This window comes from Paraburkholderia sp. JHI869 (assembly GCF_038900775.1).
Taxonomy (GTDB): domain Bacteria; phylum Pseudomonadota; class Gammaproteobacteria; order Burkholderiales; family Burkholderiaceae; genus Paraburkholderia.
On sequence record NZ_JAYMSC010000008.1, the window covers coordinates 25,692 to 49,822 of the forward strand.

Annotated in this window: 20 protein-coding genes; 10 read left to right on the top strand and 10 right to left on the bottom strand. The window is 66.0% G+C overall.

What is annotated here, in order from left to right; translation table 11 throughout:
- Positions 1–88: 88 nt before the first annotated feature.
- The 5 genes from VSR72_RS15720 to VSR72_RS15740 form a co-directional block, all read right to left on the bottom strand.
- Positions 89–2,890, bottom strand: coding sequence for an Hsp70 family protein (locus tag VSR72_RS15720; protein ID WP_342953265.1), 2,802 nt, complete (start codon positions 2,888–2,890; stop codon positions 89–91).
- Between the two features lie 5 nt (positions 2,891–2,895).
- Positions 2,896–4,740 carry an Hsp70 family protein gene (locus tag VSR72_RS15725; RefSeq protein WP_342953266.1) on the bottom strand — a complete coding sequence of 615 codons (1,845 nt, stop codon included), beginning with the start codon at positions 4,738–4,740 and terminating at the stop codon, positions 2,896–2,898.
- On the bottom strand, positions 4,737–5,327 hold the full coding sequence (locus tag VSR72_RS15730) for a DUF2760 domain-containing protein (RefSeq protein ID WP_342953267.1): 591 nt from the start codon (positions 5,325–5,327) through the stop codon (positions 4,737–4,739). The genes VSR72_RS15725 and VSR72_RS15730 overlap by 4 nt, the downstream gene beginning before the upstream one ends.
- A gap of 403 nt (positions 5,328–5,730) precedes the next feature.
- On the bottom strand, positions 5,731–6,240 hold the full coding sequence (locus VSR72_RS15735) for a DUF1269 domain-containing protein (protein WP_342953268.1): 510 nt from the start codon (positions 6,238–6,240) through the stop codon (positions 5,731–5,733).
- Between the two features lie 123 nt (positions 6,241–6,363).
- Complete coding sequence (locus tag VSR72_RS15740; protein ID WP_342953269.1) at positions 6,364–8,289, bottom strand: potassium transporter Kup; 1,926 nt, start codon at positions 8,287–8,289, stop codon at positions 6,364–6,366.
- A gap of 262 nt (positions 8,290–8,551) precedes the next feature.
- Here VSR72_RS15740 and VSR72_RS15745 point away from each other — a divergent pair, with 262 nt between their 5' ends.
- The 6 genes from VSR72_RS15745 to VSR72_RS15770 all read left to right on the top strand — a co-directional run bounded on the left by VSR72_RS15745 (position 8,552) and on the right by VSR72_RS15770 (position 14,330).
- A complete protein-coding gene (locus tag VSR72_RS15745) occupies positions 8,552–9,673 on the top strand; it encodes a purine nucleoside permease (protein WP_342953270.1) in 1,122 nt (373 codons plus the stop codon).
- 376 nt (positions 9,674–10,049) lie between these two features.
- The gene (locus tag VSR72_RS15750) at positions 10,050–11,354 is read left to right on the top strand and encodes a lycopene cyclase family protein (RefSeq protein ID WP_342953271.1); all 1,305 of its coding nucleotides are present in this window, start codon (positions 10,050–10,052) and stop codon (positions 11,352–11,354) included.
- Positions 11,351–11,635 carry a hypothetical protein gene (locus tag VSR72_RS15755; RefSeq protein ID WP_342953272.1) on the top strand — a complete coding sequence of 95 codons (285 nt, stop codon included), beginning with the start codon at positions 11,351–11,353 and terminating at the stop codon, positions 11,633–11,635. Before VSR72_RS15750 ends, VSR72_RS15755 begins: the two co-directional genes overlap by 4 nt.
- Positions 11,628–11,969, top strand: coding sequence for a flavoprotein (locus VSR72_RS15760; RefSeq protein WP_342953273.1), 342 nt, complete (start codon positions 11,628–11,630; stop codon positions 11,967–11,969). Before VSR72_RS15755 ends, VSR72_RS15760 begins: the two co-directional genes overlap by 8 nt.
- Positions 11,970–12,029: 60 nt before the next feature.
- On the top strand, positions 12,030–13,181 hold the full coding sequence (locus VSR72_RS15765; RefSeq protein ID WP_342953479.1) for a GGDEF domain-containing protein: 1,152 nt from the start codon (positions 12,030–12,032) through the stop codon (positions 13,179–13,181).
- Between the two features lie 117 nt (positions 13,182–13,298).
- Positions 13,299–14,330, top strand: a complete 1,032-nt coding sequence (locus VSR72_RS15770) for an SGNH/GDSL hydrolase family protein (RefSeq protein ID WP_342953274.1) — start codon at positions 13,299–13,301, stop codon at positions 14,328–14,330.
- Between the two features lie 51 nt (positions 14,331–14,381).
- On the opposite strand, the gene VSR72_RS15775 is transcribed toward VSR72_RS15770, so the two are convergent.
- Positions 14,382–15,560: a citrate synthase family protein gene (locus VSR72_RS15775; protein ID WP_342953275.1), complete on the bottom strand. Its 1,179-nt coding sequence runs from the start codon at positions 15,558–15,560 to the stop codon at positions 14,382–14,384.
- A gap of 173 nt (positions 15,561–15,733) precedes the next feature.
- Between VSR72_RS15775 and VSR72_RS15780 the strand changes: the two genes are divergently transcribed.
- Together VSR72_RS15780 and VSR72_RS15785 are read left to right on the top strand one after the other, a co-directional pair.
- Positions 15,734–17,089, top strand: a complete 1,356-nt coding sequence (locus VSR72_RS15780; RefSeq protein ID WP_342953276.1) for an MFS transporter — start codon at positions 15,734–15,736, stop codon at positions 17,087–17,089.
- 58 nt (positions 17,090–17,147) lie between these two features.
- Complete coding sequence (locus VSR72_RS15785; protein WP_342953277.1) at positions 17,148–18,116, top strand: 2-hydroxyacid dehydrogenase; 969 nt, start codon at positions 17,148–17,150, stop codon at positions 18,114–18,116.
- Positions 18,117–18,133: 17 nt separating this feature from the next.
- Here VSR72_RS15785 and VSR72_RS15790 read toward each other — a convergent pair whose 3' ends face one another.
- The 4 genes from VSR72_RS15790 to araD all read right to left on the bottom strand — a co-directional run bounded on the left by VSR72_RS15790 (position 18,134) and on the right by araD (position 23,171).
- Positions 18,134–19,204: a LacI family DNA-binding transcriptional regulator gene (locus VSR72_RS15790; RefSeq protein ID WP_342953278.1), complete on the bottom strand. Its 1,071-nt coding sequence runs from the start codon at positions 19,202–19,204 to the stop codon at positions 18,134–18,136.
- 55 nt (positions 19,205–19,259) lie between these two features.
- Positions 19,260–20,591: an MFS transporter gene (locus VSR72_RS15795; RefSeq protein ID WP_342953279.1), complete on the bottom strand. Its 1,332-nt coding sequence runs from the start codon at positions 20,589–20,591 to the stop codon at positions 19,260–19,262.
- 66 nt (positions 20,592–20,657) lie between these two features.
- A complete protein-coding gene (locus VSR72_RS15800) occupies positions 20,658–21,395 on the bottom strand; it encodes a ribonuclease activity regulator RraA (RefSeq protein WP_342953280.1) in 738 nt (245 codons plus the stop codon).
- Positions 21,396–21,422: 27 nt separating this feature from the next.
- Positions 21,423–23,171, bottom strand: coding sequence for an L-arabinonate dehydratase (araD, locus tag VSR72_RS15805; protein ID WP_342953281.1), 1,749 nt, complete (start codon positions 23,169–23,171; stop codon positions 21,423–21,425).
- A gap of 207 nt (positions 23,172–23,378) precedes the next feature.
- Here araD and VSR72_RS15810 point away from each other — a divergent pair, with 207 nt between their 5' ends.
- On the top strand, positions 23,379–23,675 hold the full coding sequence (locus VSR72_RS15810; RefSeq protein ID WP_342953282.1) for a type II toxin-antitoxin system prevent-host-death family antitoxin: 297 nt from the start codon (positions 23,379–23,381) through the stop codon (positions 23,673–23,675).
- Positions 23,672–24,043, top strand: coding sequence for a type II toxin-antitoxin system RelE/ParE family toxin (locus tag VSR72_RS15815; protein ID WP_342953283.1), 372 nt, complete (start codon positions 23,672–23,674; stop codon positions 24,041–24,043). The genes VSR72_RS15810 and VSR72_RS15815 overlap by 4 nt, the downstream gene beginning before the upstream one ends.
- The last annotated feature ends 88 nt before the right edge of the window (positions 24,044–24,131 follow it).

Here is a 24,131-nt window from a genome sequence, read left to right on the forward strand (position 1 = left end):
AGGCTGTGGTTCATGTTGGAATCAGGCGTTCGATCATACGCGCGCCGGGCTTCGCGCAGAAGCCGGACGGCCTGAATCGAGCCGCGAACTAGCCCGGCGTAATCAGCTTCAACCCCGCCGGCAGCGCCTCGCCGAACACCCGGCCCGTGTCCGCCGTATCGAGCGCGACGACTTCGCGCACCATCGTCACCCACGTGGGCGGCGCGTTCGCCGACTCCATGCGGCGCACCACGGTCTCGCGCAACTCGGGCGGCAGGTCTCGCGAGCGGTCGCCCGTCATGCGCGCGATTTGCGCGGCGGCGAACATCGCCGGTTCGATCTTTTTCCAGTCGAGCGCGAGAATCGCGTCGAGCCAAAGCGCCGCTGTTTCCGGCGGCACCACGCCGTGCGCGCTGCCGTAGAACGGCTGGCGCGCGCCGATGCGGCCCACGGCCCACCATGTCTGATGATTCTCCGAAGGCTTTTGAAGCCGCTGCAACAGCCGCTCGCCGATCTCGATCTTGCGCTCGGCCGCAATCTGTTCGAGCGATGCGTAGAGACGGATCATGTCCGCATGGGCGAGCTTCGCGGGGTCGAAAGGCAGCTTGTGGCGCTTCGAGCCGGCGGCCTCTTCGAGGTAGGTCATCGCCTCCAGCACCTCGTGCTGCTGCGCCTCGTTCAGGCCGCCCGCCGCGCGCCGCCAGAGCGTCCACCACTCCGACCAGACCTGCCCCTCGTTGACGAACTGGATGCCGTCGTCGAAGAGCGTCCAGAGCTGTTCGACGCGCCATTCGTCCAGCGGATAACCGAAGCCCGGCCGCAAGCTGAAGCCGGCGAGGTTCAACCACAGGCGCTCGTGATCGGCGGAGCGCCGGCGCTTGCCCGCGCGTTCCCAGAGCGCGCCGAACAGTTCGCGCAGGAGCGGTCCGTCCCAGTTCTGGCGCGGCCCGAGCCGCTCTTCGAGATGCGCGCGCAGGCGCTTCACTTCCTTCGCGTCGATCTTGGCCGAGCGCGCGCCGAACACGCGCTCGATCGCTTCGATGGCGTCGTCGAGGCTCGCGTGGCGTGACTCGCCATTCGCCGCCGCTGCATCGCCCTCGTGCTCCGCGCGGCGCAGTGCGAATTCGAGCAGCCAGCGTTGCGAGGCGTCGTCGGTGGCGATGCAGTGCATCTCCAGCGTGCCGACTTCGGTCAGCGCGGTCGTGAGCTTGACGGCGCGCTCGCGCGCCGCCTTCACATCGCCGCCCGCGGGCACCACCGTTGCGAGCGGCGGCAGGCGCACGAAGTCGCCCGCCGCGAGGTCGGCTAACTCGCCGGGTTGCCACGCGGTGTCGGCCACCGTCGATGCGAGGTGGAACTGCACCGGCTGGCCAAGCTGCAATGCGAATGTGCGGTCGTCCAGATGCAGCTCGTGGCCTTCTTCCGTGCCGCGCGGCAGGACGCATACGCCGCGCGGTGCGGCATCGGCGTCCGCGCCTTCGTCAAGCACGAGGAAATAGCTGCGCGGTGAGCCGCCGCCAATACGCGGCGCGTTGCCCGCGCGCGCGAGCGCGTAGGCAACCGCTCCGCGCGCGACGGCCACGTCGGGTTGATCGTTTTGCAGCACGTTGAGCGGCTCACCGCGCCAGGTGCCGAGCGTATCGGCCAGACGCTGCGCGAGCGCGCGCGCGCGGAACACGCCGCCGTTGAGCAGCAGCGCGTCGGGCATGGGCAGCGTGGCGCTTTCTGCGCGGGGCGTGGCCAACGCGTCGCCCAACGCCTCGCGCGACTGCGCGGCGAAACGCTGCAAAAACGCCGCGATATGACGCGTGATGGCCGGATCGGCGGCATAGGGCAAGCCGAACTCGACGATCGCCGCGCGCGAGCGGCGCGGCAGGTCGCCGGCATCGCCCATCGGGAAGAAGCCGTCCACCACGATCTGCGCGACTTCCTCGCGGCCGAGCTGCGTGGTGCGCGCGCCGCCCACGAGGCGTGCGCCCGCGCCCAGCAGCGTGATCGGCACGGACTCGGGCGCGCTGTCGTCGAGCAACTGCTCCTTCGCCACGCGGCAGCGTTCCACGAGCTGCGAAAGGCTCGCCGCGCTCAGCCGCGTTTGCGCGTTCGCAAGGCGGCTCTCGGCCAGATGCGCGAGCGCGAGGTCCATGTTGTCGCCGCCGAGCATCAAGTGATTGCCCACGCCGATGCGCGTGAGCTGAGGCTCGCCGTTCTCGAACTGCACCTTGATGAGCGTGAGGTCGGTCGTGCCGCCGCCCACGTCGCACACGAGCACGAGCCGCGACGCGCCAAGCTCCGCGTCGAGCGTCGCGCGATGGTGGTACAGCCAGTCGTAAAACGCGGCCTGCGGTTCTTCGAGCAGGCGCAGCGCGGGCAGCTTCGCGAGCCGCGCCGCTTCGAGCGTGAGTGCGCGCGCGCCGTCGTCGAACGAGGCGGGCACGGTGAGCACCACGTCCTGATCTTCGAGCGGCGCGTGCGGGAAACGATGGTTCCACGCGGCGCGCACGTGCGCGAGATAGCTCGCGCTCGCCGCGACCGGCGAAACCTTGGCGACGTCGTCGGGCGCGCCCCACGGCAGGATCGGCGCGAGGCGATCCACCGCCGCGTGCGAGAGCCAGCTTTTCGCGCTCGCCACCAGCCGGCCCGGTACCTGCGCACCGAACGTGCGCGCGAGGCGGCCGATTACGGCGTCGTCGTTTTGCGAGGACGCGCTCCACGGCAAACGCAGATCGCCCGCTGCCAGCTCACCTGCCGCCGGGTGATAACGCGCGGAAGGCAGCATCTTCTCCGCGCCCACTTCCCCAAGGCCGGTGAGCTGCTCGACGTCGAACACGCGGATGGCGTCGCCGCCGGCCTCCACGTAGGCCACGACCGTATTGCTCGTCCCCAGGTCGATGCCGACGACGTATTGCTTCATCGGGCTCAGTCGCTCGCTCCGCCGCGCACGTCGAACTCGACCTTCCAGCGCTCGTTCGTGCCGCTCGGCATGGCCTCGAGCTCCAGCGTGCCCGCTTCCGTCACGCGCGCATGCAGCTTCACGGGCACGACTTCGCCGGGCGTGCGGCCTTCGGTCGGCAGCGTCGCCTGGATTTCCTCCAGTTCCTGCAATTCTTCAGGCGACCAGTAGTCGAGCATCGTGCCGACCTGATCCTGACGCCGCACCGAAGAGCCGAAGAAACGGAAGTGCACCGGCTCGCCCACCACGAGGCCGAACTCCTGCGGCGGCAGCGCCGCATCGGTGCCCTCTTCCATGCCGAAAGGCGCGACGCAAAGTGCCGACACCGGCGGCTCCAGGCCCGGCACCGCGGGCATGGCCGATTCGACCGCCACGTAGTACGCGCGAGCCGTACCGCCGCGAATGCGCACGCCCTTGCCGCGCTTTACGTAGCCGTAATAGGCCGCGCCGCGCGCCACGGCGAGGTCGAGATCCGCACCGCCCAGCAGTCGCGCGGGCGCGGCGCCTTCAGCCGCGAGCCAGCCGCCCAGGATGTCGAGGACGCGTTGCGAGAGCAGCGGCGACTTGAACACGCCGCCGTTGAAGAGCACCGCCGTGGGATGCAGGAAAGTCGCGCCAGCGGGCGGCGCGCCAAAGCCTTCGAGTTCCGCGAGCGCCTGCACCTGGCGACCGAGGAAGGCCGCGAGATGGCGCGTGACGCCCGCATCCTGCGCATACGGCAGACCAAGCTGCGTGAGGCCCACGCGCGTACGTACGGCGGGGCGCGCGGCGGCGTCCACCTGCGGGAAAAAGCCTTCGAGAATGATCTGCGTGAGTTCGGCGCGCGTGAGTTCCGTGCGGATCGACCCGCCGATCAGCTTCGAGCCGCGGCTCGGCACGACGATCGGCACCGTATCGACGGAGGCGTCGGTCAGCAGCGTTTCCTTCGCCGAGCGGCACGCATAGGTCAGCGCACGCAGTTGCCACGGGTCGGCCTGCGTGCCCTGCGCCGCGAGCTTGCGCGCGACCACGTGCGCGAGTGCGAGGTCCATGTTGTCGCCGCCGAGCAGAATGTGCTCGCCCACGGCCACGCGATGCAGTTCGAGATTGCCTTCGCGCTCCACCACGGCGATCAGCGAAAGGTCGGTCGTGCCGCCGCCCACGTCCACCACGAGGATGATGTCGCCGACCTTCACTTCCTTGCGCCACGCGCCGCCGCTCTTCTGGATCCAGCTATAGAGGGCCGCTTGCGGCTCTTCCAGCAGCGTCATGTTGGCGTAGCCCGCGGCTTGCGCGGCTTCCGCCGTCAACTCGCGTGCGGCTGGGTCGAACGAGGCCGGAATCGTGACGGTGATCTCCTGTTCGCCGAACGGCGCCTCGGGGTGCGCGTGGTCCCACGCCTCGCGCAGGTGCGTGAGATAGCGCACCGAGCTTTCGAGCGGCGACACGCGCGTGACTTCAGGCGGCGCGTCGTTCGGCAGAATGGCCGCGCGGCGGTCCACGCCGGGGTGGCACAGCCAGCTCTTCGCGCTCGAAACGAGGCGAATGGGCGTGCCCGCGCCACGGCTGCGCGCCAGTTCCCCCACGGCGTACTCGCGCGTGGTGGTCCACGGCAGCGTCAGGTCGCCCGGCGTCAGCTCGCCCGCATGCGGCAAATAGAGAAACGACGGCAGCAGATCGGGCGATTCCAGGGTGCCTGGCGCCGTGAGCTGGGTCACGTTCAGCACGCCCTGCTGGGTCTTTTCGCCATCGCTGGCGGTGAGGTCGACGTAGGACAGCGCGCAATGCGTCGTACCGAGGTCGACGCCAATCGAATATCGCGGATCGCTCACAGCTCCACCTCCGCCGGCGCGATGATGCGCGCGTCGTGCGTCTTGACGAGTTGCGGCAGCTTCACTTCCTCGACGCGCCAGCCGCGATGCGTGAGGCTGCCGCTGAACGGCGCCTCGCCCACCACGTTGCCGGTGAGGCGCACGGCGGCGGCGTCGAAGCCGGCCGGCAGCGTCACGCGCGAGCCTTCGGACTCGCTGCGCACCGGGCGGATGGCGAAGTGGTCGCGCAGCGTGGCGCGGCAGCCTTCGTGGACGATGCGGGCGGCGGCGCCGATATCCGCATCGGCGTAACCGGCAATGTCTTCCTCGACGAAATCGACGAAGCGCGCGTTGCGCTGGAGCAGGCCGAGCAGCTGAAGCGCGGCGTCGGGCGTGGCTTCCTTGATGACGGTGGGTGCGGGTGCCGGTGCGGGTGCCGGCTTCGCGACCGGAGCCGCGGCGGGCGCGGGCGCGGCGGCGGCGGGCGCAAACCCGCCCTCACGCAGACGGCGCACGTTGGCGGCAAGCTCGCCGTCGCCGAGGATCGCGAAGAACGATCCCAGCGCGACCGAAAGGCGGCCGAAGAAAGACAGATTCGATTCGGGCATGTAGACGACTCCAATAGCGCTTGAGGGCTCGCAGACAAGGCGAGCCGACCTGCCGGGCTCGCAACGAGGCCCGATCGATGCCTGGAAGGAGGCGGCCGGCAGGGGAAACTCGAGCCCGGCGCGGGCTCAAAACCCGTATTTTGCCTTGTCGCGGGCGCAAGCCGGTCGAAAAGCGGGATTTGGCGGGGGAATGGCGTGCGCGGGGCGGGGCGCGAGGCTTTGGCGGTGGGCCGGCGCCGCGGGCTATGGGCGCGGGCGGCGCGGCTCTACCTCGGCGGCCAGAGGTCGAGCGTTGCCGCCCTCAAAAGGCGCATCGCGGCAGAGAAATGGGGCGCGACGGCAGGCGTGCGCACACGCTCAGGCCTGCCCCTCCGCCACGCTTCGCGCCAATGCACCAGTGCATTCAGGGAAAGATCGGCGACGTCGCTTCCGCGCCTTCCACGTCGGCACGCGGAACATGCTGCGCGATGTTCTCCTCGATCTCCGCTTCGCGCGAGCCGGGCACGTCGGCCATGACCAGCAGTTGACCGTCCTCGATCGGCCCGCGAAAACGCGTGAGCAGCGTGTTCGGTTCGTCCACGCCGATCATGCCGGCCGCCCACGCGCCGAATATCGCTCCCGCCAGAGTCAGCGCGACGACCACCCCGCCCGTGATATCGAAGTTCGAGAGCGGAAACACCAGCGCCACGAGACCGACGATTGCGCCGGTCGCAGCGCCGAACATCACGCCGCGCTCCAGCGCATGCACGACGTCGCTGCGCTGCAACAGCGAGGCCTCGGGCAAGCGTTCGAGCCCCACGCTGTGATTGGCGAGCACGTGAATATGACGCCACGTGATGCGGGCGCGCAGCAGATCGTCGACGATCGCCTGCGCGGTGGTGGTGTCGGGAGCGAGGAAATAGAGGCGTCGCATGATGGCTCTCCTTCGGTCATGTGGCTGACCGCTTGCTACTACATGACGACTGATCCGATCATCCTACGCCTGACCACGACCAGATGGAAACGCCCTGGACCGCGTCAAGCGCTCGAAACGCTGCTATATCTCGACGCGCGCGCCGACCTCGATCACGCGATTGGCAGGCAGCTTGAAGAACGCGGCGATATTCCCGACGTTGTGCAGCATCACCGCGAAAAGGCGCTCGCGCCAGATCGCCATGCCATGGCCGCGCTTCGGCACCACCACGGCGCGGCTCAAGAACCACGACGTCTCGTCGAGATCGAACGTCAACTCCGCGGACTTGTAGGCGGCAAGCGTGCATGGCAAGTCCACCTCGTCCTTGAATCCGTAATTGACGATGACGCAGTAACAGCCTGGGCAGAGCAGTTCGACCTTCACGCGCTCGCTCTCGGCCACCCATGGCACATCCTTCGTCTTCACGCTCAGGAATACTACGCGTTCGTGCAACACCCGGTTGTGCCGCAGATTGTTGACGAGCGCGTGCGGTACGGCGTCGGCGTTCGGCGTGAGGAAGATCGCCGTGCCGCCCACGCGCACGGGGTTGCTCTCGAGCAGCGCCGCGAGATAGGGCTTGAGGGGCTTCTTGCCGGCGCGCGTGCGCGCCTCGACTGCCATCATTTCCCAGCCCTTTCCCCAGGTCGCCATGACCGTGAACATCAGTCCGCCGATCACGAGCGGGAACCACCCGCCGTCCACGATCTTGAGCAGGTTGGCCGAGAAGAACATGGCGTCGATCAAGAAGAAGAACGCCGTGGCGAAGATGCACAACGCCCAGTTGTAGTGCCACGCATAGCGCACCACGAAGAACGTGAGGAATGTCGTGATGAGCATCGTACCGGTCACGGCAATGCCATAAGCGGAGCCGAGCGCCGTGGATGAACGGAAGCCGAGTACCGCCGCGACCACAGAGACGAGCAGGATCCAGTTGATGCCGGGCACGTAGATCTGCCCGATCTCGCGCTCCGACGTGTGCACGATGTTCATGCGCGGGAGGAAAGACAACTGCATGGCCTGCATCGCCATCGAATAGGTGCCCGAAATAACGGCCTGCGAGGCGATGACGGTGGCGATGGTCGCGAGCACGATCATCGGCAGAATGGACCATTGCGGAAAGAGCCGATAGAACGGACTTTGCACAGCGCCTGGGTTCGCCAGCAGCAGCGCACCCTGCCCGAGGTAATTGAGCGCAAGCGCGGGAAACACGATGCCGAACCACGTGAGGCGAATAGGCTGCTTGCCGAAGTGCCCCATGTCGGCATAGAGCGCCTCGGCGCCCGTGAGCGAGAGCACGACTGCGCCCAGCGCGACGAAGGCGAGCCAGCGGTGATGCAGGCAGAACGCGATGCCCTCGCGCGGATCGAGCGCGAACAGCACGGCCGGCGCATCGGCGATGTTGATCAGCCCCACCCCGCCGATCACGACGAACCACAGCACCATCACCGGACCGAACACGGCGCCGATGCCCCCGGTGCCATGCTTTTGCGTGAGGAACAGCACGATGAGCGCTGTGAGCGTCACCGGAATCACATAGGTCTTCAGCGCGGGCTCGGCCACTTCGAGGCCTTCCACTGCGCTCAGCACGGAAATGGCCGGCGTGATCACGCTGTCGCCGAAAAAGAGCGCCGCGCCCATCACGCCGATCACGAGCAGGGTGTTGCGCAGATGCGGCTTCGACGCAACCGAGGAAGCCGCGAGCGCGAGCAGCGCCATGATGCCGCCCTCGCCGTGATTGTTCGCGCGCAGGATGAGCGCCACGTACTTGAGCGAAACGACGATCATGAGCGACCAGAAGATCAGCGAGACGATGCCGACGATATTGAAAGCATTGACCGCGAGCCCGTTGCTGGGATCGAACACAGTGGCGAGCGTGTAGAGCGGGCTCGTGCCGATGTCGCCGTAGACCACGCCGAGTGCGGCGAGCGCGAGCGCGGGAAGCGCCGGGCGATGCGGGCCGGAGTCGCCAAGGCGATCGTGCGCGTGCGCCGCAGATGCGGATTGTCCCATGTCTCCCTCCTGGTGGCTGCGGGGCCGGGGGGCCGCGCGGCCTTTTCGCTTCGCATTCGCTTCGTTGGCGAGGCTGCCCCTGTTGGGGGCGCACTAGTCGAAGTATAGGAACTGCGCGCAAAAATGCGCTTTGCGTGGCACGCAACGACGCCGGGCGAGGCACCATGCTTTCGCAAAACTGTCATAGTCGAGCGTATTCACCTGACCATTCGCCCGATCAATCGTGCCGCGCGTTACGCGTACAACGAAAAGGAGCCGCACAATGCGAAGCCGCCTAACGTTCCACTGCGCCGCGCTAGCGCTCGCTGGCTGCGCTTCGTTGCCCCCTTCCACTCAACAAGGCGCACAACAGGACACAGGAGCGCTTTCTGCGCAGCCTGCGGCCTTCGTGCAGGCAGGCGCAAGCGCACACGGCCGTGCCGTGAAAGTCATGATCGTGACCATGTTTGCGCCCGAAGCGAAGACGTGGCTCGAACGCCTCGGTCCCTGGGAGTCCGTGACGATCGCGGGCCTCTCGCCCGACTACCCCAACGTGCAATGCAACGCCGACGACGTCTGCGTGATGACGACCGGCATGGGCCACGCGAACGCCGCCGCCTCGACCATGGCCCTCGCCTTCGCGCCGCAGTTCGACCTGCGCAAGACTTACTTTCTCATCGCGGGCATTGCGGGCGTGAACCCCGAGCATGGCACGATCGGCTCGGCGGCCTGGTCGGACTGGCTCGTCGATTTCGGCCTGCAGTGGGAAATCGACGGCGATGGCCGCCCGCGCGATTGGCGCACCGGCTATCTCGGCATCAATACAAAAGGCCCGAACGAAAAGCCAGCGCTCGACTATCGCACCGAGGTATTCCGCCTGAACCCGAGGCTCACCGAAGCCGCCTGGGCGATCTCGCACGACGTGACGCTCGCCGATAGCGCACAGGCCCAGGCCGCGCGCGCGAAATATGCTTACCCAAGCGCGAAACGCCCGCCCACGGTGATCCGCTGCGATTCGGTCGCCGACGATACCTGGTGGTCGGGCAAGGCGCTCGGCGCGCGGGCCAGCGAGTTCACGCGCCAACTGACAGGTGGACAAGGTGTGTACTGCATGACGCAGCAGGAGGACAACGCCACGTTCGAAGCGCTCAGCCGTGCGGCGCGTGCGCAACGCGTGGACCTCGACCGCGTGGCGGTGCTGCGCGCGGGCTCGGACTTCGATCGTCCGTATGCGGGCGAATCGAATGCGGCGAATCTGCTGAACTATGCGAGCCAGGGCGGCTTCGCCCCCGCGTTGGAAAACCTCTATCGCGCGGGCCATCCGCTCGTGCAGACCATCGTTGCGCATTGGAGCGAATGGCAGGATGGCGTTCCTGCGAACCTGTCTGCCGCTTCGCCTCGCTAGCAATATCGCGGCCTGTCCCCGCTTTGCCTCGCTGCATCGACGCATCCTTGTGAGGAATACAGACGATCGATGTACGCCGCTACCCGGTACGCATTGCCTATTCGCAAAGCAATTACAGCGCACGATCGTTCATACGCATTGCGCATGGGAATGCGGGATTTCCGCTACCGAAATCCTCCTTTGACCGGATAGCTTTATCGCGGCATCTATGCCAGATTAGTTCTCACTCAATGCAAGCGCAGCGCAGGGGTCGCGTAGCGATGCGCCATGATTCCACGGGGGACAGCATGCACGGATACTTTCCTCCCCTTCATGCCACCACGCACATCATGTTCGCGAGCAGGTTCGCGTGTGTACATTCGCGAGTGCGTGGGTCATGAATGCCGCCAGCATCGTCGTGCTCGGCGCGGGGCCAGCGGGCGCAGCCGTTGCGCGCGCGCTCGCGGGGCTCGGTTATCGCGTGCAGGTGGTGAGCGACTGGCGCCGCTTCGACGCTGCCGAAACTTTGTCGGTACGCGTGATCGAAGCGCTGCGCCGCGCGGGCCTGCATCGCGCAGCCAGTTGCGGCGAGGGACCCTGCGTGCGCACGACGCTCTGGAACGGCGCGCTGCAAACGCTCGACGCCGAATTCCTCGTGGACCGACGCGTGTTCGATGCGGCCCTGCGCGAGGATCTATGCAGTGCGGGCGTCGACGTGATCGAAGCGAACGTGCGCTCGCTGCAGTCCTCGTCCGCGGGTCACGACCTCATGATCGAAACCGCCGACGGACCGCTCACGTTGCGCGCTGACTTTCTTGTCGAAGCGCGCGGCCGCCTCGCGCCGCTATTGCGCGACGCCACGCGCGGTCCGCAAACCGTGAGCCTGCTGAACGTATGGAAGGGCCGCCCGGGCGCGGCCGCCACCGCGGTGGAAAGCCTGCCGGCCGGATGGGCGTGGATGGCGCGGCTAGGCGACGGCCGTTGCTACTGGCAATTGACGCTCGACGTCACGAACCCCGAACTGCCGCAGCGCGATGAGTTGCTCGCGTTTTGCGAGCGCATGCGGCACTCGCCGCTAGCCAGCGACTTCTTCGCTGGCGACGCCGCGAACGACGCGCGTCTCTACGCACGCAGCAGCACCGCCACACTGTGCGGCCGCACCGGCGGCCACAACTGGCTGCGCGTGGGCGACGCCGCGATGGCCGTCGATCCGCTTGCGGGCCATGGCGTGTTCCAGTCGCTCACCTCTGCGCTGCAAGCGCCCGCGGTGATCCACACTTTGCTCGCGCGGCCCGAGCGCGCGCCACTCGCGCTGCGTTTTCACCAGCAGCGTATCGAACAGTTGTTCATGCGTTTTGCGCGCACCGGTCGCGATGTCTATGCGCTCGAACAGCGCTGGAGCACGCAGCCGTTCTGGCAAACGCGGGGCGCGTGGCCCGACGACCGGCCCGCTCATGTGAGCGCCGATTTCAACGAACTGAACGTGGGGCGTGCGCCCGTGATCGATGGCGGCATGATTGCCGAAGCGGATGTTGTCGCGAGCCCGGACCAGCCGCTCGGCATCTGGCATCTTTGCGATGCTTCGCTCGCGCCTGTGGTTGAAGCGCTGCGGCATGAGCCTGCCGAGCAGGTGCTCAAGTCGCTCGATGCGGATCAGGCGCGGATGATTCGGCATTGGCTTGCGATGCAGGATTATTCGTGAGCCAGGTGTACGCGCACACGGCCGGCGGCGGCAAGCTGCTCGCGGTGCTGCAGGTCAACAAGCAGTCGGCCTTCGACGACGGCCGCGCGCGGCAGGCAGCGATCATCGCGCTCGGCGTGTATTCGGAACTCAAGCACGCGATCCTCGTGGACGCCGACGTCGATCCCTTCGACACCGACGACGTGATGTGGGCCATGCGCGACGAATTCGTGCGGGCGAAGTTCAAGGAGGTGGATCCGCGGCCATTCGCCCCCACGCTGTTCGGAGACGATCATGAGTAAGCGCGCCTTGAATGGCCGCAAGCGGCTGATCGTCGGCGTGACGGGCGCCACCGGTTTCATCTATGCGGAGCGCACGCTGCGCCTCTTGCGCGAGATGGAGGTCGAGACGCATCTCGTGATCTCCCGCGCGGCCGAACTCACGCGCGGGTACGAGTCGAGCCTCTCACGCGAAGCCCGCGAGCCTGCAGGAAATGGTCGATCATTCGGTGAGCCGCGCGCTCGACCGGTTCGGGCTCGATACGGAACGCATCGAGGCCGGGCGCGACGCATGAAGCCGCACGGGCACACCGCGCTCACGCTGGCGACAATTGGGGAACGTGCATCGCAGTATTAAGTTTCGGCGTAAAATGCGCCGTTCGCCGCGATGTACCGGCGTAGAAGCCTCACGCCAGCGATGCACGTCGATCTACTTACCATCTACTTTCTCCTGATCGGGACCCTGCTAGCCAGCTCCCTGATCACGCTCTGGGAACATCGAACGCATCCCGCGCGCAGCAAGGCCTTGCGGATACTGGCCGCGGGATACGCCACCCTCGCAACCGGCTGCGCCGCGGTGCTCGTGCGCGCCGATCTGCCCGGCGTATGGGGCGCCGCGCTGAGCAACCTCGTCATCATGGCCGGCTATCTGCTGGTGCTGCATGGCGTAGCGACGTTGAACGCCCGGAAATACCGGGCGGCTTCGATCGTCCTGCTCGTTGTCATCGCGCTGACATGGGCCACATGGGGCGCGCGGCATCCCGCCGACATGTGGTACTACGCAAGCGCGTTTCCCATTGCGCTGGTGAGCGCCATGACCTCGCTCGAACTGCTGCGCGGCGATGGCATGAAAGGCGTTCAATCGGTGCAATCGCGCCACGTCGCGACGTTCGTCACGGGATTCCACGCGCTCTTTTACCTGTTTAGAACGTTCGTGCTGCCGTTTTTGGGGAGCCGCTATGGAGACGGTTTCGTCGCGCTCGTCAGCAAGATCACGATGTATGAAGGCGTGCTGTATTCGATCGTGCTGCCCATGGCCTTGCTCAAGCTGATTCGCGAGGAAACCCACGGGCAGCTCCTGCGCGAATCCCAAACCGATTACCTCACGCACCTTGGCAACCGCCGCTGGTTCTTCGAAGAAGGCGAGCGTGTGATGAGCGACATCGGGGGGCGTCAGCCCGTTTCGCTTCTCGCCTTCGATCTCGACCACTTCAAGACCATCAACGACCGCTACGGCCACAAGACCGGCGACGAAGTCCTCAAAACCTTTGCGGATATTGCCCGTAACGCGATGGGACCCGACATGATCCTCGCGCGCATAGGCGGTGAAGAATTTGCCGCCCTGCTCCCGGGCCATGACCGCCTGCGTGCCAAAGCGGTGGGCGAAGCGATCGCCAGGCATTTCGCCCAGACCGTGACGCACGTCGACATACGCGCCACGGTGAGCATCGGCCTCGCACAGCATGGGTATGAGGCGTCCACGCTCTCCGACCTGCTGGCCGCCGCCGACACGGCGCTCTACAGTGCGAAAGCGCTGGGCGGCAACCGGCTCGAAATGCTGGTGCTCTAACGCCCCCCTCAAGCCAAGTCAGCTATTTGTAGGCTGCGCGCATCCTTTTTGCTAGCCCACTAAGGCCCGCCCTATCCGGTCGCGGGCGCAACCGCGTCGAGCGGTAAGGGGGGCACAATGGCAACGATCGATTACCGGATTCGGGTGGCAATTTCCGCCGGACTGATTTTCTTGCTCGCGGCCTGCGGAGGCGGTGGCGGAGGCGGTGGCGGCGGTGGCTCGAGCAGCACCACGAGCACGCCGGCGGGCGGCGTCAAACTGCAGATCGTCTCGTTCGGCGACAGTCTTTCCGACGTCGGAACCTACGCGCCGCTGGCGAGCGCCGTGGGCGGCGGCCGGTTCACGACCAATCCCGGCCAGGTCTGGTCCCAGGACGTCGCGCAATATTATGGGGACACCCTGAGCGCCGCGTACACCGTCGGCCTCGATCACAAGCTGAGCGCGCAAGGGGGCTTCGGCTACGCGGAGGGCGGCTCGACGGTCGCCACGCCGGCCAACCAGTACGACTTCCTCTCGGACGTAATCGGCAACATCGAGATGCCGGTCAACACGCAGGTTTCGAGCTATCTCTCCGCTCACGGCACCTTCAACTCCGGCCAGCTCGTGCTGGTCTGGGCAGGCGCGAACGACGTGCTGCGCGCGGGCAACCCGCCTACCGCCAATACGGTCGTGCAGGCTGCCGCCACGACGCTTGCTCAAGTTGTCGGGCAGATCGTGGCGGCCGGCGCCACGCATGTCGTGGTGATCAACGTGCCGAACGTCGGGCTCTCGCCCAAGGGCATCGCCTCAGCCGACGGCGGCGCGAATCTGACCCAGCTCTCGCAGCTCTTCAACTCGACCTTGAACGGCGCGTTGCAGACGAATGGGCTGCAAGGCAAGGTCATCCAGATCGATTCATACACGTGGATCACGCAGCTCGTGGCGAACTTCCAGGCAAGCGGCTTTACCGTGTCCAACACGGCCCAGGCGTGCGACCCGTCGAAAACGCCGGATAACACCTCGCTGCTCTGCTCGCCCGCCACCTACGTCGCGGCCAACGCCGACCAGACCTATATGTTCGCCGACGACCTTCATCCGACCACGCACACGCATACGCTGTTCGCGCAGTTCGTCGAGCGGCAGATCGCGGCGAGCGGTCTGGGTCACTGAGTGCCGAACGTTCACGGCCGCGTCGGGCATGGGCGCGGCTGGGGCCATCCCTCAATACTCCTGATGATTCCCGGTGTCAGCGCCGGAAGGGCCGATATAGTTGGCCCGCGGCCGCAGCAGCGTGCCGCTGGTCATCTGCTCGATGGCGTGCGCCATCCAGCCCACGCTGCGCCCAATGGCGAATATCGCGAACACGGCGTCTTCTGGCAAACGGCAATAGCTGGAAAGCGCGGTGAGCGCGATGTCGATCGTCGGCGCGAGACCGAGCGATGCGTGAACGTGATCAATCAGCGCACGCACGTCGTCCGGCGCGTCGAACGCCGCGAGCAGGTCCGCCGCGCGCGGGTCGCCTTGCGGGTAAAGTTCGTGTCCGAAACCCGGCAGCGGCCCGTTCGACTTCAGCCAGCGCTCGACCGCCGCCGCCACGCCCGCATCGCGCACCTCACCGAGCAGCGCCTGCACGCGTAATGCGGCGTCGCCGTGCAAGGGGCCCGCGAACGCGGCCAGGCCCGCCAGCATGCAGGAGCCGAGCGACGCCCCCGTGGATGCCGCCACGCGCGCCGCAAACGCCGACGTCGTCAGTTCCTGGTCCGCCAGCAACGCGAGCGCACGCCGCAGCAAGTCCGCCTGCGCTTCGCACCGCCAGGCACGCGCAAGGCGCAAATGCAGCGCGCCGCTTTCGCCGAAGCGGCCGAGATCGTCCGGCCCGATGAAGGCGCTCGCGAAGCGGCCCACGAGGCGCGCCGCCTCCTCGTTCAACCGTGCTGCGTCGAGCGCGCCGCTCGTACGCGGTTGCGCCGCGGCAAGCGCGATCGACGCGTACACCCGCGCACGCGGCGGCGCGCCCTCGGGAACGCTCACGTCGTCGTGGCAGGTGGGAAAGACCGGCGCAGCTTGCGTTTCCCATAGACATTGGGCGACTGCTTCGAGCGTCGCCTCGCTCGCAAGTTCGACCGCGTCGTGCCCGCGGTAGTACAGCCGACCTCGCGCGATCGTGGAAATGCGCGTGTTGATGATGGGCTCGCCCCACGCCATCGTGCTTGCCGCGATGCTCTTGTGGGCGCGGCCAAGATCGCGCTTCTTCCTGAGCGCCGCAACGTCCGAGCCGCGGTACAGCTTGCGGCTTGCGTGCTCCGGGTCCCAGCGGACTTCGATGCGCCCGCGGCTCACATACGCATACAACGTCTGCTTGCGCACGCCCAGCGCATCGCACGCCTCCTCCTGTGTCATCCAGATTTCCACTAGTTATCCACGAATATTCAGGTTGATTGTCTTAATCAAGGTTGACGCGTATTAGCGGGGTGCGTCAAATACAGTCAATCTGCCCCGGGCATGGAGACGATGCTTGCGGGTACGGATCGATAATGATACCCGCGGCCTCGAGCGCGGGACTGGAGACATCGATGTCAACGCAGAGGACCGCCGGCTACGCCGCCACCGAAGCCACGAGCACCACCCGCACGCGATACACGATTCTGGCCGCCATCCTGCTGCTCGCGACGGTCGCCTACGCAGACCGCGCGATCCTCTCGATTGCCGGGCCAGGGATCGCGAAGGCATTCGGGCTCAACCCTATCCAGCTCGGCTACGTGCTCTCGGCGTTCAGCTGGGCCTATGTGGTCGGGCAGATTCCCGGCGGCCTGCTGCTCGACCGCGTCGGCACGAAAGTCATGTACGCCGCCACGCTGATCCTGTGGTCGCTCGCGACGATACTCGTCGGCTTCGTGGGCAAAGTGACTTCCGACTTGTCTGTGGCGCTCGGCCTCCTGTTCGCCCTGCGCTTCGCGCTCGGGTTGATCGAAGCGCCGAGCTTCCCCGCCAATAGCCGCGTGACGGTCATGTGGTTCCCGAAGGAAGAGCGCGGCTTCGCCACGTCGTTGTTTGCGTCCGCATCGTATTTCGCCGTCGCGATCTTCTCGCCGTTCGCGGGCTGGCTCACCGGCAAGTTCGGCTGGCCCGCGCCGTTCTTCGCGCTCGGCCTGATCGGCATTGCCTCCGCCGGAGTCTGGATGCGCGTGATGCACGAGCCGCGCAAGCACCCGCGCGTGTCGCCCGCCGAACTCGACCACCTCGTCGCGGGCGGCGCGATGATCGACATCGACTCGAAACTCGAGCGCCTGTCGCGCCCCGCCGTGTCCGGCAAGGCGTTGCGCATGCTGCTGGGCAACCGCATGCTCTGGTGCTCGTATATCGGCCAGTATTGCGTTATCGCGCTGAGCTACTTCTTCATCACGTGGTTTCCGATCTACCTCGTGCAGGCGCGCGCCATGAACGTCATGCAGGCCGGCCTCGCGACGATGCTGCCCGCTATCGCTGGCTTTGTCGGCGGCATTGCGGGCGGTGCGATCTCCGACTCGCTGATCCGGCATGGCTGGAGCGTTTCGTGGGCGCGCAAGACGCCGTATATCGTCGGCATGGCGGTGGGCTGCTGCATCGTGTTCTCGGCGTTCACCGAGAGCAACACCGTGATCGTCCTGTTGATGACGCTCGCGTTCTTCGGAAAAGGCGCCGCCGCCGGCGCGGGCACGTGGGCCATTGCGTGCGATACCGCGCCGCGCGAAGCCGTGGGACTCGCCGGCGCGATTTTCAACTGCATCGGCAATATTGGCGGTATCGTCACGCCTATCGTGTTCGGCTATATCGTGCAGGCAACGGGCGGCTACACGGCAGGTCTTTATTTTGTCGCGGCACACTGCGTGGTTGCGGCGCTGGTTTATCTCGTGTTCATGGGGCGCATCGAGCGCGTGAAAGTCAGCTGACAGTCAACTAAGCGCGCGAGCCCACGCATTAAACGAAGCAAGGATTCATCGATTCATCATGGCAAAACCCATCATTCTCAACGCAGCCGAATTGCCGGAACGCACTCAGGCGGAACTCGCGTCGCTCTTCACGATGCTCGATCTGCCGGAGGAACCGGATGAAGCCGCCGCATTCCTCGCGAAGCATGGCGCATCCATTCGCGGCATCGCGCTGCGCAAGACGAAGATCGACGCGGCGTTTCTCGACGCCCTGCCCGCGCTGGAGATCATCGCGAGCTATAGCGCCGGCCTCGACAACCTCGACGTGAAAAGCGCGCAGGCGCGCGGCATCCGCATCGAGAACGCGTCGCACGTGCTGGCCGAAGATGTCGCGAACACGGCTATTGGACTTGCGCTCGCGCTCACGCGCGACATCGTGCAGGCAGACGCGTATGTGCGCTCCGGCAAGTGGCCCGCGCACGGCGCGCTGCCGCTGGGCCGTTCGATTTCGCGCATGAAGGTCGGCATTGTCGGGCTCGGCATGATCGGCGCGGCAATCGCGAAGCGGCTGAAGGCGTTCGGCTCGCAAGTCGCGTACTACGGGCCGAACCGCAAGAACGTCGATCTGCCGTACTACGACGACGTTATGCGTCTCGCAGCCGATAGCGACATGCTGATCCTCACCTGCCCGCTCACGCCGCAAACGCATTATCTGGTGAATGCGGCCGTGATCGACGCGCTCGGCCCGCAAGGCTTCCTCATCAACATTGCGCGCGGCCCCGTGGTGGATGAAAAGGCGCTGATCGCCGCGCTCGATGAGCAACGAATCGCAGGCGCGGCGCTCGACGTGTTCGAGCACGAGCCGCACGTGCCGCAAGCGCTGATCGACAACCCGCGCGTCGTGCTCACGCCGCATATTGGTTCGGCTACCGAAGAAACACGCAGGGGCATGGCCGACAACGTGGTCGATATGCTGGCAAGCCACTTTGACATTGCGAGTCCGCGCAGCGGGCCTGAGCAAACGCTGGAAAGCGTAGCTGCAGCCTGAGAGCGACACGAAGCGACTCAAGCCGACTCGCGCGCCACGATCGTGAACCCCACGTCGAGCGCGCGAGACTCGGTCACGCGCACTTCGCCGCTCAGGCGGTCGAGCAGAAAGCGTGCGGCGTTCACGCCGATGCGCGTACCTTCCACGCGCACCGTCGTTAGCTGCGGCGTAGTTTCGGTTGCAAACTCCAGATCGCCGAAGCCGCAAATCGCCAGTTGCGAGGGCACCTGGACGCCCATCTGTCGAGCAGCCCCGAGCGCACCGATGGCGAGCAGATCCGAGCCGCAAAACACGGCGTCGATCTCTGGCGCGCGCGCGAGCAGTTCGGGCAGCGCGCGCTTGCCGTGCGCGACCGAACTCGGCGGCGCGACCTGTTCTTCGGGCACGTCTTCGATGCCTGCTTGCGCAAGCCGATCGCGAAAGCCGGCGCGCCGCGCGAGCGCGCGCGCGTCGTTGGCGGAGATCAGCGCGGGACGGCGTGCGCCGCGCGCGAGAAAATGCGCCGCCACCGCCGCGCCGATCTGGTAGTGCGAAAAACCCACCAGCATGTCGATCGGCGTATCGGTCATGTCCCACGTTTCGACCACGGGAATGCCGACGTTCTTCAGGCGCTCGCGCAGCGAATCGGTATGCGCGACACCCGTGAGCAGCACGCCTTCGGGACGGCGGCTCAATACCGTATCGAGCAGGCTCTCTTCGTTCGACGCGCTATAGCCGCTCAATGCGAGCAGCACCTCGTAGCCCGCGCGCGACATCGTTTCGCTGAACACCTGGATGGTTTCCGAGAACAGCGAGTGAGAAACCGTCGGCACGATGGCCGCGATGAGGCGTGAGCGCGCCGACGACAAACCACCCGCTAGCCGGTTGGGCACATAACCCAGTTTCTGCACGACCTGACGCACGCGCTCGAGCGTTTCCGGCGCGACCGACTCCGGATTGTTGAACACGCGCGAAACCGTGATGGGCGAGACGCCCGCTTGCGCCGCGACGTCGGTGATACGCAGGCCCTTGGGGCCGCCGCGCGTGCGCTTCGTGCGCACGGTGGCGTCCGCGTGTTCGATGCTCGGAGCGGGTTTGATGGTCGACATGAACGTGAACGGGTGTGGGCAAGGCGCGGCTATTGTAGCGAATGCGCCTCGCAGGCTAGCGTGCGTTGTTCGGCAAGGGCGTGCCGTCAACCGTCTGCGCCGTGCGATCTCCACGGCGCAGGATCATGGCCGTGACGATCGCGAAGATCACCATGCACGCGGCAGGCACGAGCATGGGCATGCGGGTGCTGCCCGTTGCCTGCTTCACGAAAGGCACGAGATTCTGCGCGATGAACCCGCCGATATTGCCGAGCGAATTGATCGCCGCAATGCCCGCCGCGGCGCGTGCGCCGTACAGGAACTTGGGCGGCAACGTCCAGAAGCACGGAATCAGCAGATACATGCACGGCGCGCCAAGGCACAGCGCGGCAAAGCGCAGCGCGTGGCCCGGCAAAAACACCGACGAAACGAAGAACACCATGCCGAGCAGCGACGACACGAGCATCGCGATGGTCGCATGATTGCTCGCGCGAAGCCGCGAAGGCAGCGTGGCGAGCACAATGGTCGCCAGCAGCCAGGGAATGATGTTGAGCAGCCCGTTCGTGGTGTTGCTCACGCCAAAGCCCTTGACGAGCGTAGGCAGCCAGTAGCTCACGCCGTACACGGAAATCGACAGCATCATGTAGTAGAACGCCATGCCGAGCACGCGCGGCTCCGTGAGCACGCTGAGCACCGAGCCGTGGCGCGCCTTGCCGCGCGCGGCCGCGCTCTCGGTCGAGAGCGTGTGCATGAGCCAGCGCTTCTCGCCTTCGGAAAGGAACTTCGCCTGCTGCGGGGCTTGCGGCAACAGGTACAGCACGACAATCGTCAGCAGTACCGATGGAATGCCGGTGACGACGAACACGAGTTGCCAGCCTTGCAGGCCGAAGAGTCCGCCCTTGTCGAGCAGCCAGCCGCAGATGGGCGCGCCGATCATGTTGCCGAGGCTGCTGCCCACCGTGAAGTAACCGAGCATGCGCACGCGGTGGCGCTGCGGAAACCACAGCGTGAGGTAATAGATCACGCCGGGATAAAGCCCGGCTTCGGAGGCCCCCAGCAAGAAGCGCAGGATGTAGAACATCGTGGCATTGCGCGTGAAGGCGAGCAGAATCGTCACCACGCCCCACGTGAACATGATGCGCGCCATCCAGCGCGGCGCACCGTACTTGTGGAGCAGCACATTGCTCGGCACCTCGAACAGCAGATAGCCGATAAAGAAGAGCGATGCGCCCAGCCCGTACGCGACTTCGGAAAGCCCAAGGCTGCCGAGCATCTGCAGCTTCGCGAAGGCGATGTTGGAGCGGTCGATATACGCGACCAGGTAGAGCACGCCGAGCAGCGGCATCAGCCGCCAGCCCATGCGGTTGATCAAACGCGGCTCGTCGATCGCTGCGGTGGCATCGTTCACGTTGTCTCCTGAGCCCGCGTCGCGCGCGGGCTTCTGTTTATCGATATCGTCCAGCTTATGTCCTGCTTATTTTGCCTGCTGCTCGCACCATGCGCGATACGCCGCCAGCGTTTCCTCGTTCGGCGGATACGTGCCGCGCAGCGCAAGGCCGGACTCGATGCGCTCGGTGATGAACGCCTCGAGCCGCTCCTGCTCGGTGGCGTCGCGCGCCACTTCCTCGGCCATTTCGTGCGGCACGATCACGACGCCGTCGGCATCGCCCACGACGATATCGCCCGGATACACCGGCACGCCGCCGCATGCGATCGGCACGTTCAGGTCCACGGCGTGATGCTTCGCGAGATTGAGCGGCGCGCTCGCGCCCGCGCACCAGATACGCAGACCAAGCGCCGCGATCGTGCCGCTGTCGCGCACCGGGCCGTCCGAGACCATGCCCGCCACGCCGCGCTTGGCGAGGCGCAGTGCGAGAATCGAGCCCACCGAAGCGACGGTGCGGTCGCCACGGCAGTCCTGTACGAGCACGCTGCCCACAGGCGCGGTTTCCACGGCCTTGCGCTGCGGGTGGTCCGGATTCTGGAACACGCCCACATGGTCGAGGTCCTCGCGCGCCGGGATATTGCGCAGCGTGAACGCGGGGCCGACGAGATTCGCCGTGCCCGGCTCGGGCTTCACGAGCGGCGCCACGCCCTGCAGAAACACGTTGCGCAGGCCGCGCTTGAAAAGTTGAGTCGTGAGCGTGGCGGTGCTCACGTGACGGAGTTGTTCGAGCGCGGCTTCGCTCACAGGCTGGTTCGGTGCGGTCATGATCGGTGATGGCTTCTATCGTGGAGATTAGTGAATTTCCGGTTCGGCGCCGTGGGCTTCGCACGCCGTGGCGGCTGGCGTTTCGAGGAAATCGAAATCGCAGCCCTTGTTCGCCTGCGTCACGTGCAGTTGATGCATCACGCCGAAGCCGCGCTCGAATGGCCGCTTCGGCGGCGTCCACGCCGCTTTGCGCTCCGCCAGCTCAGCGTCGCTCACATGCAGATGCAGGCGCCGCGCCTCGACATCGAGCTCGATGATGTCGCCGTCTTTCACGAACGCGAGCGGCCCGCCCACGAACGATTCGGGCGCAACGTGCAACACGCACGCGCCATAGCTCGTGCCGCTCATGCGCGCGTCGGAAATACGCAGCATGTCGCGCACGCCCTGCTTGAGCAGCTTTTGCGGAATCGGCAGTTGGCCCCACTCGGGCATACCTGGCGCGCCTACCGGGCCCGCGTGCTGCAACACGATCACGGAATCGGCGCTGACGTCGAGATCGTCGCTGTCGATGCGCGCCGCCATGTCGTTGTAGTCCTTGAACACCACGGCGGGGCCACGATGCCTGAGCAGATGCGACTCCATCGCCGCGGGCTTGATGACCGCGCCGTCCGGTGCGAGATTGCCCGTGAGCACCGCAAGGCCGTCGCGCGCGACGAGCGGATTGCTGCGCGTGCGGATCACGTCGTCGTTGAAGATCTCCGCGCCCGCGATGTTCTCGCCAAGCGTCTTGCCGTTCACGGTCATCTGCGTGCCATCGATCAGGTCGCCGAGTTCCACGAGCAACGCGCGCAGGCCGCCCGCGTAATAGAAGTCCTCCATCAGATACTGGCCGGCGGGGCGGATATTACCGAGCACGGGCGTCACGCGCGCGAGTTCGTCGAAGCGCGCCGTGGTCAGATCGATGCCCGCGCGGCGCGCCACGGCCACGAGGTGCACGATGGCGTTGGTCGAACCTGACATCGCGAGCACCGTGGTCACGGCGTTGTCGAAGGCCTTTGCGGTGAGAATGTCCGAGGGTTTCTGGTCGGTCCAGACCATCTCGACGATGCGCTGCCCGGTGAGCGACGCATACTGTGCGTGACGCGAGTCAGCCGCCGGAATCGACGAGAAGCCGGGCAGCGTGAGGCCGAGCGCTTCGGTCGCGCTCGTCATCGTCGAGGCCGTGCCCATCGTCATGCAATGGCCGGGCGAGCGAGCGATGCCGCTCTCAATGCCCTTCCACTCGTCTTCAGTGATCTTGCCCGCGCGTAGCTCAGCCCAGTACTTCCAGGTGTCCGAGCCGCTGCCGAGCGTGCGGCCGTTCCAGTTGCCGCGCAGCATCGGCCCGGCGGGCAGATAGATGGCGGGCAGGTTCATGCTGATCGCACCCATCAACAGACCCGGCGTGGTCTTGTCGCAGCCGCCCATCAGCACGCAGCCGTCGAACGGATAGGACTTGAGCAGTTCCTCCGTCTCCATCGCGAGGAAGTTGCGGTAGAGCATGGTGGTGGGCTTCTGAAACGGCTCGGCCAGCGTCATGACGGGCATCTCGACCGGAAAGCCGCCCGCTTGCCAGATGCCGCGCTTCACTTCCTCCACGCGCTGCTTGAAGTGGGTGTGGCACGAGTTGATCTCGCTCCACGTGTTCACCACGGCGATCACGGGCTTGCCCAGGTAATCGGACGAGTGATAGCCCATCTGCGCGGTGCGCGAGCGGTGGCCGAACGAGCGCAGGTCGTTGACGCCGTACCAGCGGTAGCTGCGCAGGTCTTCGGGCTTCTTGCGGACTTGGGACAAGGGGTTCTCCATGATAACGCTACCATTTCGACGGATAAAAAAAGCCGCCGAAGGCCGGGGGCCGATTGCACCGCCCGGTGACGAGGTGATGGTGAATGGTAGCGTTATCATTGATGGGGCGGTCCTAGGGGAAGTACGGAGGGCGGCTTGACCACCCAACTTCCCATGTGTATGTTTTCGTTAACGAATTTTGTAAAGGAGACGTTCATGTCTATTCGTGCCCAAGACGTCGTCCCGATCAGCGAAGCACGCGCACGGCTAACCGAACTGGCGGACGACGTCGTCGCCGGTGCCGAAAAAGTGCTGACAAAGAATGGCGCAGCCTTTGTCGCACTCGTCGACGCGAAAAAGCTCGACTTCTATCACGCCCTCGAGGCCGAGTACGGCCGGCTGATCATGATCGATGACGCTGAGAAGGGGCTAAAGGACGCGCTCGCCGGACGCACAAAGTCCCTGGAGGACATTCGGGAGTCGATGCGACGACGCGCTGAGTCGCGCAAATGATCCGGGTCGATTTTGCAGAAACGTTCGAAGAGCGCCTCGAAGCGATCAGCGAATTCATGCTGGAGCAGGACTCGTTGTCAGCGCCGCAGCGCATGGATGACCTTTGGGAGCAGATTTTTCGCTTCCGCGATCTCGTGATGATTCATCCGCAACTCGGCCGCCCCGCCGAGTTCCTTGCGGCGCAGACCATTGAGGGGCAGACACGGCTCGAGAAGCTAAAGCGTCTGGCAACCGAAGCTGGCGTACCCGATTTCCGCGAATACGTACTGCGATCGCACGTGATCCTGTATGCCCACTCCGAGACGCGCGCCGTGGTCCTCTCGATCCGACACCAGCGCGAGCTTGGTTACGCACCGCCAGGTGATTGACGGCTCCGGCATCTCAGCGGCGCTAGCGCACTCCGATTGTCGTCCCCAGCTGAACGCAGCATCACGCTCGAGCCACTTTATCCACGCA